This is a genomic window from Hallella bergensis DSM 17361 (genome assembly GCF_000160535.1).
Taxonomy (GTDB): domain Bacteria; phylum Bacteroidota; class Bacteroidia; order Bacteroidales; family Bacteroidaceae; genus Prevotella; species Prevotella bergensis.
This window is the reverse complement of sequence record NZ_GG704784.1, coordinates 83,495-95,838: the sequence shown is the minus strand read 5'-3', so window position 1 is coordinate 95,838 and position 12,344 is coordinate 83,495. Positions and strand designations below refer to the sequence as shown.

Annotated in this window: 13 protein-coding genes; 7 read left to right on the top strand and 6 right to left on the bottom strand. The window is 50.5% G+C overall.

All coding sequences use genetic code 11. The features are described from left to right. The first annotated feature begins 263 nt into the window (after positions 1-263). A complete protein-coding gene (gene fmt / locus HMPREF0645_RS11925; RefSeq protein ID WP_007175292.1) occupies positions 264-1,244 on the top strand; it encodes a methionyl-tRNA formyltransferase in 981 nt (326 codons plus the stop codon). A 124-nt stretch (positions 1,245-1,368) separates the two neighbouring features. On the opposite strand, the gene HMPREF0645_RS13475 is transcribed toward fmt, so the two are convergent. Continuing rightward, entirely contained in the window at positions 1,369-1,539 is a 171-nt protein-coding gene (locus HMPREF0645_RS13475) for a DUF362 domain-containing protein (RefSeq protein ID WP_007175291.1), read from the bottom strand. 237 nt (positions 1,540-1,776) lie between these two features. Here HMPREF0645_RS13475 and porT point away from each other — a divergent pair, with 237 nt between their 5' ends. Continuing rightward, on the top strand, positions 1,777-2,520 hold the full coding sequence (gene porT, locus HMPREF0645_RS11920) for a type IX secretion/gliding motility protein PorT/SprT (protein ID WP_007175290.1): 744 nt from the start codon (positions 1,777-1,779) through the stop codon (positions 2,518-2,520). 179 nt (positions 2,521-2,699) lie between these two features. Then, positions 2,700-3,080, top strand: coding sequence for an endonuclease domain-containing protein (locus HMPREF0645_RS11915; protein ID WP_007175289.1), 381 nt, complete (start codon positions 2,700-2,702; stop codon positions 3,078-3,080). Between the two features lie 172 nt (positions 3,081-3,252). On the opposite strand, the gene HMPREF0645_RS11910 is transcribed toward HMPREF0645_RS11915, so the two are convergent. Together HMPREF0645_RS11910 and HMPREF0645_RS11905 are read right to left on the bottom strand one after the other, a co-directional pair. Then, positions 3,253-4,092, bottom strand: a complete 840-nt coding sequence (locus HMPREF0645_RS11910; RefSeq protein WP_419185649.1) for a bifunctional metallophosphatase/5'-nucleotidase — start codon at positions 4,090-4,092, stop codon at positions 3,253-3,255. Continuing rightward, the gene (locus HMPREF0645_RS11905) at positions 4,092-4,859 is read right to left on the bottom strand and encodes a 5'-nucleotidase C-terminal domain-containing protein (RefSeq protein WP_044123626.1); all 768 of its coding nucleotides are present in this window, start codon (positions 4,857-4,859) and stop codon (positions 4,092-4,094) included. Before HMPREF0645_RS11905 ends, HMPREF0645_RS11910 begins: the two co-directional genes overlap by 1 nt. Positions 4,860-5,139: 280 nt before the next feature. Here HMPREF0645_RS11905 and rplS point away from each other — a divergent pair, with 280 nt between their 5' ends. The 4 genes from rplS to rny all read left to right on the top strand — a co-directional run bounded on the left by rplS (position 5,140) and on the right by rny (position 8,591). Continuing rightward, positions 5,140-5,505, top strand: a complete 366-nt coding sequence (gene rplS, locus HMPREF0645_RS11900; RefSeq protein ID WP_044123625.1) for a 50S ribosomal protein L19 — start codon at positions 5,140-5,142, stop codon at positions 5,503-5,505. A gap of 898 nt (positions 5,506-6,403) precedes the next feature. After that, positions 6,404-6,697, top strand: coding sequence for a hypothetical protein (locus tag HMPREF0645_RS11895; protein WP_007175284.1), 294 nt, complete (start codon positions 6,404-6,406; stop codon positions 6,695-6,697). Positions 6,698-6,706: 9 nt separating this feature from the next. Beyond that, positions 6,707-7,012 carry a cell division protein ZapA gene (locus tag HMPREF0645_RS11890; RefSeq protein ID WP_007175283.1) on the top strand — a complete coding sequence of 102 codons (306 nt, stop codon included), beginning with the start codon at positions 6,707-6,709 and terminating at the stop codon, positions 7,010-7,012. A gap of 43 nt (positions 7,013-7,055) precedes the next feature. Continuing rightward, positions 7,056-8,591 carry a ribonuclease Y gene (gene rny / locus HMPREF0645_RS11885; protein ID WP_007175282.1) on the top strand — a complete coding sequence of 512 codons (1,536 nt, stop codon included), beginning with the start codon at positions 7,056-7,058 and terminating at the stop codon, positions 8,589-8,591. A gap of 96 nt (positions 8,592-8,687) precedes the next feature. Here the strand turns inward: rny and HMPREF0645_RS11880 are convergent, their stop codons facing one another. The 3 genes from HMPREF0645_RS11880 to HMPREF0645_RS11870 all read right to left on the bottom strand — a co-directional run bounded on the left by HMPREF0645_RS11880 (position 8,688) and on the right by HMPREF0645_RS11870 (position 12,329). Next, positions 8,688-9,152, bottom strand: coding sequence for a MaoC family dehydratase (locus tag HMPREF0645_RS11880; RefSeq protein ID WP_007175281.1), 465 nt, complete (start codon positions 9,150-9,152; stop codon positions 8,688-8,690). Positions 9,153-9,224: 72 nt separating this feature from the next. Beyond that, complete coding sequence (locus HMPREF0645_RS11875) at positions 9,225-10,799, bottom strand: sulfatase family protein (RefSeq protein ID WP_007175280.1); 1,575 nt, start codon at positions 10,797-10,799, stop codon at positions 9,225-9,227. 45 nt (positions 10,800-10,844) lie between these two features. After that, positions 10,845-12,329 (bottom strand): leucine-rich repeat protein, encoded by a 1,485-nt coding sequence (locus HMPREF0645_RS11870; protein WP_169305465.1) that lies wholly within the window; start codon positions 12,327-12,329, stop codon positions 10,845-10,847. Positions 12,330-12,344 lie beyond the last annotated feature (15 nt).

The following is a 12,344-nucleotide window of genomic DNA, read 5'->3' as shown; positions in this document are numbered from 1 at the left end:
GATCTTCTTCGTTTGAGCGCTAAAGTTACAAAAAAACAACGAACGTTTAGAAGATATCCCGAAGTTTTATACATAGAATAAGCGGACGAGTTTCTTGTGGGCAGAAGGCTTGGTAGGGGAGTGGTGAGAATATGTGTTACAATGGGCAGTAATGTTTGGAGAAAGGTTGCAAATTGTGTAACTTTGCCGATACGGTTGGATCGTTTACAATATTATGGATTGATGTCGCGCGTGCGACAGTTCAGTAAAATAAGAGATAACAGATGGAGAAGAAAGATTTAAGAATTGTGTTCATGGGAACCCCGGAGTTTGCCGTAGCAACATTGAGTAAGCTCATCAGGGAGGAATATCATGTGGTGGCCGTGGTGACACAGCCCGACAAGCCCGTCGGACGTCACCAGAACAGACTGCAACCTCCTGCCGTGAAGACCTTTGCGTTGGAGCATGGCATCCCCGTGTTACAGCCCGCCAAGATGAAAGACCCCGATTTCGTACAGGAACTGTCTGCTTACCAGGCCGATTTGCAGGTTGTCGTGGCTTTCCGGATGCTGCCCGAGGTTGTGTGGGGCATGCCACGTTTTGGTACTTTCAATGTTCACGCAGCTCTCTTGCCTCAGTATCGCGGTGCGGCTCCCATCAACTGGGCTATCATGAACGGTGAGACCGAAACCGGTGTCACTACCTTCTTTCTGGACAAAGACATCGACACCGGCCGCATTATTCTTCAGAAACACTTTCCAATTCCCGACGATGCGGATGCTGAATACGTTTACAACGGATTGATGGAGCTGGGAGCTGAAGCAGCCTGTGAAACCATAAACCTTGTTATAGAGCATGAGGGCAACGTGCCCTCCACCGACCAAGCGGAGTGGGAAAACCAACATGCGACGCTCCATCCGGCCCCCAAGATTTTCAAGGAGACCTGTCGGATAGACTGGAATCGCCCCGCAAAATCGGTCTTCGATTTCATTCGCGGATTGTCACCATATCCTGCTGCTTGGACTATGTTGCAGCCAACCGACAACCAACCGGCAATGCTTAAGGTTTACAAGGCAAGTAAAACAGGGAAGTCATGCCATGGTGCAACACCTGGCAACATCTTTGTCGACAGATTTCAACTCTATATAGCATGTCAGGATGAATGGTTAGAGATAACCGAACTCCAACTATCGGGTAAGAAACGCATGCCCGCACGCGACTTCCTCAATGGGAACAAGAACATCGATCTTGCTACGGTGGAGTAGCCGCACAAACTGAATAAGTCCAAAAATAAGCCTCACTGTCACATCAAGCGAACAGTGAGGCTTTGTTTTTCCCGATAAATCCACACTCTCATTCCATGGGGAACAGCGGTGATGGATAATCAACTTACTCCGGCAAGCTGATGGCTTCCTGCGGGCATACAGCAGCGCAAGAACCGCACTCTGTGCACTCGTCAGGATCAATAGAATAGATGTCACCCTCAGAGATTGCTGATACCGGGCATTCGTCAATGCATGTTCCGCATGCAACGCAGTCTTCATTAATTACGTAAGCCATAATAATTGTTCTTTTTATTGTTTATAATGTTCTTGTGTACGGTTTGTCTTCAGGGGAACGCGTCTCCTTCCTTGTACGATGCAAAGATAAAAACTTTATTTGATATACCTACAAATGATGATTGTTTTTTTGAAGATTTTTAATTTGTCTCATCAAAAATCGTGAGGTTAATCAACTTTAGACATGCAACGTGGCATTTTGAAGCAATAATCAACACGACAGATACGTTATAAGGATATGAAAAGATTGATTGCTGTGATCATGGCTTTGCTGACCTACACGCAAGTGTTGCTGGCTCAAGCACGGACGGTGCAAAACCGGCCGTATACCGACCTACGACCCTTTCACTTCGGTATTCTGGTTGGTCCTCATGTGCAAGACCTTGAGTTCAACAACGTCGGTCCGCAGGTTATCACTCATGATGACGGGACACAGCAGGAATACTCCATTACTGCCGACCAGGATCGCTGGGACCAGGGATTCCATGTAGGGGTCTTGGGAGAACTGCGCCTGAACCGCAGTTTCCAGTTTCGCCTTGCCCCCACTCTCTATTTTGGCAGCCGCCACATATCATTCCACAACATGAATCCACAGGCCGTGGACACGCTGATAACTCGGGCGCAAAATTTAAAGTCGGTGTACATTGGTTGTGCCACAGACCTTATCTTTGGCGCCCAACGCCTCAACAATCACCGTCCTTATGTTTTCTTTGGCCTCAATCCGATGATCAACCTCACTGGAGCACAGAACGACTATATCAGGTTGAATCGATATGATATCTTTGTAGAGGCCGGCATCGGCTGCGACTTCTACCTTCCTTTCTTCAAGTTGCGGCCGGAACTCAAGTTCATGTATGGTCTCACCAACTCCTTCGATGCTGATCATCCTAACCATATTAAGGATAAGACCATGCTGCCTTATGCTACGTCTGTGAACAAGACTCGGGCGAAGATGGTGGCGGTGACGTTTTATTTTGAGTAAAAAAGCCTCTCCCCCCGACAGCCTCTACAGCCTCTCCCCCCAGCCCCCTCTCCCGTAGGGGAGGGGGAGTGATTACTCTGAAGGATGTGATGATGAAAGAGAGAAGTTGGAAGATAAGAGAGGGAGGGTTGAAAAAAAGAAAGGATAAAAGGTTGAATTGTAAATTTTGACTGTGTATTATGGAAAGCGATGATTATTATAAGACTGCCAATCCACTTGTTTACGGTTTGTTGAAGAATAATGCCAAGAGGATGAGGCATGGACAAACCAAAGCAGAAAGTTTTCTTTGGTCATATATCCGGGCTAACCAGTTAGGTGTACATTTTCGTCGCCAACATCCTATCGGTGACTTCATAGCCGATTTTATCTGTATAGACCAGCGGCTTATTATCGAGGTCGACGGTAATATTCATAACAAGCCCGAGCAACAGGAATGGGACAAGCAAAGAACTGCTTTCTTAGAGTCGCAGGATTATCGGGTCGTAAGATTCTCAAATGAACAAGTCCTTCACGATATCGACAAGGTTCTAGCCCATATCAAAAGCTATATTATCAAATAAACTTAACGCAGTTTACCCTACACCTCCACCTATCCTTAATTTCTTCATGAATCCCCCCTTCACTCCTATAACATCCCTCCTTCACTTCCATAACATCCTCCCTTCACTCCCATAACATCCTTCAGAGTAATCACTCCCCCTCCCCTACGGGAGAGGGGGCTGGGGGGAGAGGCTACCGTGGTGAGAGGCTTACTCTCATCCTCCCCACAAATATCCCATGCTTCCCATTCTGGTCCACCGGAATCGCTTTGCCATCAAGGTTTTTCGCGTATCGTAATTCCGTGAAATAAGTGTGGCTATGACCGCCCAGCACCAAGTCAATGCCCCGTGTTCGAGCAATCAACTCCTGGTCGCCGCCCTTGTCAGTCCAGCCCAAGTGAGACAGACAGATGACCAAGTCACATTTCTTCTTTTTCAGCAAATCAGCCATTTTCTGTGCCGTACTCACCGGATCCAGGTATTCCGTCTGCTCATAATTCTTCCGATCTACCAAGCCGTCCAACTCAGGACTCAGTCCGAATACCCCAATTCTCAACCCCTTCCGTTTCAGGATAATATACGGCTTAACGAGTTTGTCAAGCCCATACTGGCTGAACTTGTAGTTGGCGCAGACCACGGGGAAATTCAGTTTGCCGAACACACGGGCCATGTTCTCCAGCCCGAAATCGAACTCGTGGTTACCAATGGTTCCGGCATCATACCCCATCCGGTTCATCAGTCCGACCTCCACATCACCTTTGAAAAGTGTATAATAAGGTGACCCCTGCGAGAAGTCACCACTGTCAAACAGCAGCAAGTCGGGGTTTTTCCTCCGCTCGTCCTTCAGCATCGCCACCCGGCGCAGGAACCCCGCCCGTCCCGCCAGCATCGTGTCGGCCAGATTCTTGCTCAGCGGCATGATGCAGCTGTGCGTATCGTTCGTGTGCAGGATCACAAGTTCTTTCTGTGCTCCCGCAGTCAGGCTCATCATCAAACACAAGGCCATGAGCGAGGCCACTCTTGCTATTCTCATCATTCCACGATTTTAATTCGTCCTTCCACCTGGCTGTCCACCACGTTGCCCGCAGTTTCCTGCTCCTTAAAAAATTCCCGAATCAGTTCCCTGACGTTATCCTCCAGTCCCTGTGGAGACTTCATGTCGCTGAGCGTCTTGAATGCCACCAGCTGGTCGTTGCCCTGAGCCAGATAGTCGAGTGTGGCCACGCGGTAACTCCCCGCCGGATCCACCTCCTTGCCGTTGATGCGGACTTTCAGCAGTTCTCCGCCCCGGGTCATCTCCAGTTCAACTCCGTGGCTCACTCCCTCGCCACCTCGCCGCGCCATCTGCCTAAACAGGTCCACAACGTTGGCTCCTGTCAGCGTGAGAAAGCATATCTTGTTTTCGAACGGCGCCACATCCAGTATGTTGCCCAGCGTCACCGGCCCCTTGGCGAAGGCCGCGCGAATGCCACCCATGTTGTACACCGCGAAGTCCGGCCGCTCGCCATACCGCTTCCCAGTCCACATCAGGATGTCCGCAAGCAAGTTAGAAAGCTCACTTTCAGGCTTGTAGGCGGCCATATACCGGGCCATGGAGCCTACGACCGGACTCATCAAACTGTCCACGCGACGGCTATAAGGCTCCACAAATGCCGCAGCTTCGGCATCGGGGTGCTCGTCATATCGCCCGTCCACCAAAATCCGACTGCGCGAAATATCGGTCATGACATGTGGTGTGTGGCATGCTCCCGCCGCCATCGCCATACCGATCAGTGCTAACCAGAATGTATTTTTTTTCATCTGTTCAAATCTTAATTGGGTCGAGATGCCTCGCAAACCCCATTTGAAAAACATGGCACAAATTTACTGTTTTTAGCCGAAGCCCCCAACACATCCCACCCTTTTTCTTACACCAAAACGCACAAAAGTGTTAAAAAACAGACAAAAAGCCCTCCCTTTCGGCCTTATTCGACCAAAAGTTTGTACCTTTGCACCGCTTTTCGGCCTAACCGCTGGTTGAAGGAAGAGTCTTCAGGCCATGTTGGGTTGGAACGACAAACAATTTTTAATAATCAAGACAATGGATTTAATTAAAGTTGCTGAAAAAGCATTTGCAACCAACAATGAGTTCCCAGAGTTCAAGGCAGGCGATACCATCACCGTTGGTTACAGAATCGTCGAGGGTACAAAGGAGCGTGTACAGCTCTATCGTGGTGTCGTGATCAAGATCAGCGGCCACGGCGAAAAGAAACGTTTCACCGTTCGCAAGATGTCCGGAACCGTTGGCGTAGAGCGTATCTTCCCCATCGAGTCTCCTGCTATTGCAAGCATCGAAGTAAACAAGCGCGGTAAAGTTCGCCGTGCCAAGTTGTTCTATCTGCGTAAGCGTACAGGTAAGGCTGCCCGCATCAAGGAAAGAATCAACATTTCGACAGCCAAGAAATAAATATTCTGACGGGGTACCCCGCATCAATTTCAATCTAACAAAAGGCTCATTCCCTATACGGACTGAGCCTTTTGCGTCTTCTTCTCCTCGACAATCTTTGTCCGAACAATACATGTTTGCACGCAACGAAGTAACCATTTCTCAGGCGTATTGCAAGCATTTTTTTATTCGTAATTTTCCTGACAAACAGTCCTCGGAATTTCGTTTATTCAAAAACAAAGACACATCCTGTCCGAAATTCGCCAAATTTGCGTAATTCGTAGTTTGTTGATAATCAACCCTTTCAGCACCACCCCTTTTGTGCGTCCCAAATCATTCTCTGCGATTGGGTATGGAATGGCCGAGCGTGAAAGGCCTAATCGCCTGGCGAATGAGGCTCAGTCGCAAGCCGGTTAGAGTCTAACCGCAGCGCGATTCGAACCTCGTCACGACAGCACGGAATTATCAGCCCGAAAGCGGAGCTGTTTCCACGTTGTGTGAGGAGGCCATGCGGGCGGAAACATGGCGCATTTTTCGCTGGTTGACAAGAAAATATTCGTCAGAAAACGGTCATCTATTTTTACATTTTTCAACGGGAGAACGGGCTGGAATTTTCTAAAAAAATGGCATGGAAAACTCAGTCACGATGTGGGGATTCCCCAGTCGTTAGCCTCCGTTCGGCAACACAACATACAATCGTTGCCTCAATCCCTACTTAGAAGTAAAAAAACCTCAAACTCGAGCTAACCGATTGATATCCAGTCACGATATACATATTTCTCCCTTATAACCCGATTTCGGGCCGTTGTGTCCTTTTTGAGAAATTAATTGAGCGAACCGTGATTTAGAGTAAATAAATTGTAACAATTGTTTGCAATTCTCGCCGAAAAGGTTTAAATTTGCAGAAAATAGAATCGTAATGGGTGCTACCGAAAAGACAATCAACACGTTTTCCACCCGCGTTAGGCAGATGATTCTCCAGTATCATGACCTGAAACAGGAGAATGAAAACCTGTATGCCATGGTAGACGAGCGGGATGCCCGAATCGGGCAGTTGGAAGCCGAGTTGTCGCGCGCCCGGAACGATTACAGTATGTTGAAGATGGCCAAGATGCTTGAGGTGACCGATGGAGACCTTGACGAAGCCAAAAAGCGCGTGGCCGGGCTTGTCAGAGACGTTAACAAATGCATCACTCTGCTGAGTGGGAAGTAACAGGACGCAATGGCAGAAACAGACTCAAATAAAATAAACATAAGGTTACATATTTACGATACGGATATCATGGTTCGTGTTCCGCGTGAAGACGAGGCGCTGTATCGAAAAGGAGCAAGTCTCATCAATGAGTTGATGAACGCTTATTTTGCTAACTTCAAGGGCAGCAAGAGTGATCGGGAAATCACTTATTTTGCCATGATCGACTTGGCGCTCAGGCATGAGAGGCAGCTCAAGCGCAACGACACCAAACCTTATGAAGATATTCTTTTGCAGTTGACTTCTGAAATTGAATCCGAGCTCGACAGAAAGTAGTGCGAAAAGAATATTAATTTATTATACAAATATAGTTTTTTTAATGATAGGTACGATTGTAACAGTCCTGATTGCCTTGATCATAGGTGGACTGATAGGCTATGCCGCCTTCCGGTATGTTATCACCGGCAAATATAAGGAGATCATCAGTTCGGCTGAGAAAGAAGCCGAAGTTCTTAAAGAAAAGAAGTTGCTCGAGGTGAGGGAGAAATTCCTGAACCAGAAGGGCGAGCTGGAGAAGGAATTTCAACAGCGAAACCAAAAGATGCAGCAGGTTGAAAACCGCCTGAAGCAGCGCGAACTGACGCTCAACCAGCGACAGGACGATTTGGGACGCAAGAAGCAGGAAATAGACCAAAGCCAGGTGCGCATCGACAATGAGCGCAAGGTGCTTGCCACGAAGCAAACCGAGCTTGAGAAAATGCAGGAGCAGGAGCGTAACAAGCTCGAGGAACTCTCCGGACTGTCGGCTGAAGAGGCTAAGGCCCGCCTCGTGGAAAGCATGAAGGGTAAGGCTCGCCTCGATGCAGCCAGCTATGTGAACGAGGTGATGGACCAGGCCAAGCTCGACGCCAACGAGAAAGCACGGAGAATTGTCATACAGACCATTCAGCGTGTCGCCACGGAGACGGCCATCGAAAATTCGGTCAGCGTCTTCCATATTGACAATGATGAGGTGAAAGGCCGTATCATTGGTCGCGAAGGTCGTAACATTCGGGCTTTGGAGGCCGCAACGGGTGTGGAGATCGTGGTGGACGACACGCCGGAATCGATTATGATTTCTGCCTTCGACCCTGTTCGTCGTGAGGTTTGCCGCTTGGCACTACACCAGTTGGTGGCCGACGGACGTATCCACCCCGCACGAATCGAGGAAGTGGTGGCCAAGGTGAAGAAGCAACTCGACAACGAGATTATCGAGACTGGCAAGCGCACGGCCATCGACCTGGGCATCCATGGTCTGCATCCCGACTTGGTACGCATCGTGGGTAAGATGAAATATCGCTCTTCATACGGACAAAACCTCTTGCAGCATGCCCGCGAGACGGCCAATCTCTGCTCGGTGATGGCTGCGGAATTGGGACTGAACCCCAAGAAGGCCAAGCGCGCCGGACTGTTGCACGACATCGGTAAGGTGCCCGACGAGGAGAGCGAACTGCCCCACGCCCTGTTGGGCGGCAAGATGGCCGAACGCTGCAAGGAGAAACCGGAGATCGTGAATGCCATTGCCGCGCACCACGACGAGGTGGAGATGGAAACGCTGCTGGCTCCGATTGTCCAGGTTTGCGATGCCATTTCGGGAGCCCGACCAGGTGCCCGCCGCGAGATTGTGGAGGCTTACATCAAGCGTCTGAACGACCTTGAAGCCGTGGCCATGAGCTATCCCGGTGTGACCAAGACCTATGCCATTCAGGCCGGTCGTGAGTTGCGCGTGATTGTGGGTGCCGACAAGATGACCGACGAGGAGAGCACAAACCTCAGCAACGACATTGCCGAGAAGATTCAGAACGAGATGACTTATCCCGGTCAGGTGAAAATCACCGTTATCCGCGAGACGCGTTCGGTGGCCTACGCCAAGTAGCACACAGCCGGAGAAAATACAGAATCGGGGCATCCTCCATGCGAGGATGCCCCGATTCTGTTAGTTGGTTTAGTGTTCGTGCGCCCAAGTCACGCCCTATTCGAAATAATAGAGGAACTGTGCCTCGCCCTTGAGGGCAGGCTTGCGCTGTCCTTCAATCTCGATCTGGAAGGCAATGGTGGTCTTGCAGATGCCCCGCAGGTTCTCGATTTTCTTCAGGTCGGCCACGAGGCGTATCTTGCTGCCCGTGATGACGGGTATGCCAAAGCGCATGTTGTCCATGCCATAGTTCACCATCATCTTCAGATTGTTCACCTCGATAATCTCGTTCCACATGTGTGGTAGGAGCGAGAGGGTGAGGTATCCGTGGGCGATGGTGTTCTTGTAGATGCTTTCTTTCTTCGCGCGTTCCACATCAACGTGTATCCATTGGTGGTCGAGCGTCGCGTCGGCAAATTCGTCGACGCGCTCCTGGCTCACCTCAAGCCATGATGATTCTCCGAGTCGCTTGCCCTCATAGCTTGCAAACTCTTCGAAAGAGTTGATGATAATTTTTCCCATATCCTTATGTATTACGTTATGATGTCATACAAAAATACGACAATTTTATTGATTGCACAAGGTTTGGATGTACTATTTCCTGACCGTGCGTTGGCGCTCGTTATGGAGAATGTCCATTAATTTGTGGGTGATTTCCGGATATTTGGTGGCCACATTCTTGTGCTCGAACAAATTCTTATCCATGTCGTACAACTGCGGTTCGGGCAGATTTCCCGTTTCGATTTGAGGTGCCCAAGTCACCCTGGCCGGGCCGTCGTTAGGCTCGATGTATTTCCAGCGGGGAGTTCTCACCGAGAGGACGTGATCGCTCGATTGCTCAATGACATAGTCTCGCCCAACGGTATCGTCACCCATGAGCGCGTTCAGCTGGTTCTGGCTGTCGGGTGCGCTGCCCTTGGGCAACCGGGCTTGAACTAAGCTTCCGAGCGATGCCAGCAGGTCCACCTGGCTGATCAATGCATCAGATTGCTGTCGGGGAGCTACGCGGGCAGGCCAACTCACAATCATGGGCACGGCGGTTCCGCCTTCAAAGGCGCTGTATTTGTATCCGCGGTAGGGTCCGGCCGGTCGGTGTCCGTTTAGTTTTTCCTCGGCCTGGTCGGCGTAGCCGTCGTCTACGACCGGTCCGTTGTCGCTGGTCAGAATGATGAGCGTGTTCTCAGTCAGCCCTAATTGGTCTAATGTGCGCATGATTTCTCCCACCGACCAGTCAAACTGCACAATGGCATCGCCACGCACGCCCATAATGTTCTTGCCCCTGAAGCGGTCGTGAGGGAAACGCGGAACGTGCACATCGTTGGTGGCGAAGTACATGAAGAACGGTCGGTTGCGGTTGTCGCGGATAAACTGGACGGCGTGTGTGGTGATGGAGTCGGCGATGTTCTCGTCTTTCCACAGGGCTTTGCCACCCCCTTTCATATAGCCGATGCGACCGATGCCGTTGACAATGGACATGTCGTGACCAACGCTGGACTTCTGGTTGTATAGCAATTCCGGATTGTCTGCACCGGTAGGCTCACCCGGAAAGTTATGGTCGTAGTTGACTTCGATCGGAGCCGACGGGTCGTAGTTGGCCACCTGCCCGTTCTTGATAAACACGCATGGCACACGGTCGGCCGTAGCGGCCATGATATAATGCTCGTCGAAACCCAAGTCGCCCAGCGACTGGGGCAGCGGAGCGTTCCAATCTTGCTGTCCGGTTTCGTCTCCAAGTCCCAAGTGCCATTTCCCGATAGCACAGGTGGTGTAGCCTGCACTCTTGAACAGGTCGGCCAGCGTAAACTGCCCGGGCTTGATAATCATGCCGGCATTGCCCGGAGCGATGTCGGTATCCGGGCGTCGCCAGGCGTATTCGCCCGTGAGCAAGGAGTAGCGCGACGGTGTGCTGGTGGCGGCAACGGCGTGACCGTTGGTAAACCGAATGCCCTGCTGGGCCAAGCGGTCGACATGGGGTGTCTGAACATTGCGTGCACCGTAGCATTGCAAATCGCCATATCCAAGGTCGTCGGCCAGAATAACAATGACATTAGGTTTGGGGGAATTTTTGTCAGGCGTGTTGCCGTTTTCACCGACTTGAGCTGACATGGGCTGAATCAGTGCAGGAGCAACCAATGTGGAAGTCAGCAAGGAATGATGTTTGATACGCATAATAAAATAGAATGATAGGTTGTGTATAATTTGTTTTCGAGTTTCTTATTCTTCGATTACCTCTGCGGCCTTGTTCCATCCGTTGGCCTCGCGGTAGGATTTGGCTGTGCCTTGGGGAACATATAATATAGATTTACTGCTCACTTTACCACGGTTCAAGGTAGGAGGTGTTGTCCATTTCACATGAATTTTCCTGGCCCTCACACCGCCGAGGATGGGCAGATACTTGGTGTCGACTTGCAGAGTTGCCGGGAACCGTATCTCGTCTAACTTCTGTGGGGTGCTTAGTGCCATATCGCCGAGAGTTTCGAGTTGTGAGTTGTCGGGTATGGCGATGCGCTTGAGCGATTCGCAATTCCAAAAGGCGCGTTCACCGATGGTGCGGACCGAGGCAGGAATATCGATGCTCTGCAGGTGTACGCAGAAGCAGAACGCCTGCCTGCCGATGTGTTGGAGGCCCGCTGGAAGCACTATGGATTCTAAGGGAGTGCGTGTGATGAGGAATGCGTCTTCTCCCAATTCGTTATCGCGGGTGACATTGTATCTTTTCTCATAGGAGCGTCCAATGTTTTCCTCGATATATTCATGGCCACCCGCGACGAGTTTACAGTCGCCCAAGTCAACCTGTTTGACGTTCAACTGAACACTGTATTCCACCGACACATTGCCTTCCGCATTGCGCTCCGTGAAGCGCACTTCGGGTTTCAGCAGTGTGCGCAGCGCCTGCATGTCGGTCACATTGAGCGTGCCCGAGAGCTTGAGGTTTTCGATGTTGGCCCAGTCGTTGGCATTGGCTCCGAGCAGAATGCCGAGTTGTCCCGGCTTGTCCACGTGTATGTTTTCAGTGGCATGGAGTGTGCGGCTCCACTGATGCACGTCGGCTGTCTGCCCTTTACCGTTGTCAAGCAGAAAAGAGATGGATGCCAAGCGGCCGAGGTCTGTATTTTTCTCGGCATTGAACTGATAGATTAAGTACATCACGCCGTTGGCCTTGGGATTGCCGCCTCGGCGCTCTGTGCCCACGAAGGTGAGCCATGGAGAGTCTTTGGCTATGACCGGTTTTACTATGGTGTTGGTGCGCAAGGTCACAAACACTTTGCCTCCGGCGCCCGGCACATCCACGTGTGAGTTGACGATTTCGAATTGTGGCGTAGGTTTCTGCATCACGTTAATCTTGTGTGTCTGTGTGCCCGAGGAGAGCAGAACCGTAGTCTTGCGCACGGATATGCCGGGATTGGGTTGTGCCGATACTGTGACAATTGTTTTCTGGCCGTCTGTCTGCACGTCTGTGGAACACCATGCTGTGGATTCTTCAGTGTCATTGCCCACCTTGGCCGTCCACGAGCCGCCATTCATATTGAACCGCAGTTCTGTCTTGCCACCTTGGTTGTCAAACTCTATTAGACCGGAGTTGACAACCTGCTGTGTGGCCTCATCTGCTGGACCGGTTGGCGTAGGGTCTTCGTTGCTGCAACCGGAAAGGAATAAAGCTAATGCCAAGAAAAGGCAAAGTTGAGTTAGTGTTTTCATTTTGAACATATGAAT

Bases quoted from the DNA above. Each gene is read 5' to 3' on its own strand.
- fmt (WP_007175292.1), top strand. From the start codon at position 264: ATGGAGAAGAAAGATTTAAGAATTGTGTTCATGGGAACCCCGGAGTTT.
- HMPREF0645_RS13475 (WP_007175291.1), bottom strand. From the start codon at position 1,539: ATGGCTTACGTAATTAATGAAGACTGCGTTGCATGCGGAACATGCATT.
- porT (WP_007175290.1), top strand. From the start codon at position 1,777: ATGAAAAGATTGATTGCTGTGATCATGGCTTTGCTGACCTACACGCAA.
- HMPREF0645_RS11915 (WP_007175289.1), top strand. From the start codon at position 2,700: ATGGAAAGCGATGATTATTATAAGACTGCCAATCCACTTGTTTACGGT.
- HMPREF0645_RS11910 (WP_419185649.1), bottom strand. From the start codon at position 4,092: ATGAGAATAGCAAGAGTGGCCTCGCTCATGGCCTTGTGTTTGATGATG.
- HMPREF0645_RS11905 (WP_044123626.1), bottom strand. From the start codon at position 4,859: ATGAAAAAAAATACATTCTGGTTAGCACTGATCGGTATGGCGATGGCG.
- rplS (WP_044123625.1), top strand. From the start codon at position 5,140: ATGGATTTAATTAAAGTTGCTGAAAAAGCATTTGCAACCAACAATGAG.
- HMPREF0645_RS11895 (WP_007175284.1), top strand. From the start codon at position 6,404: ATGGGTGCTACCGAAAAGACAATCAACACGTTTTCCACCCGCGTTAGG.
- HMPREF0645_RS11890 (WP_007175283.1), top strand. From the start codon at position 6,707: ATGGCAGAAACAGACTCAAATAAAATAAACATAAGGTTACATATTTAC.
- rny (WP_007175282.1), top strand. From the start codon at position 7,056: ATGATAGGTACGATTGTAACAGTCCTGATTGCCTTGATCATAGGTGGA.
- HMPREF0645_RS11880 (WP_007175281.1), bottom strand. From the start codon at position 9,152: ATGGGAAAAATTATCATCAACTCTTTCGAAGAGTTTGCAAGCTATGAG.
- HMPREF0645_RS11875 (WP_007175280.1), bottom strand. From the start codon at position 10,799: ATGCGTATCAAACATCATTCCTTGCTGACTTCCACATTGGTTGCTCCT.
- HMPREF0645_RS11870 (WP_169305465.1), bottom strand. From the start codon at position 12,329: ATGAAAACACTAACTCAACTTTGCCTTTTCTTGGCATTAGCTTTATTC.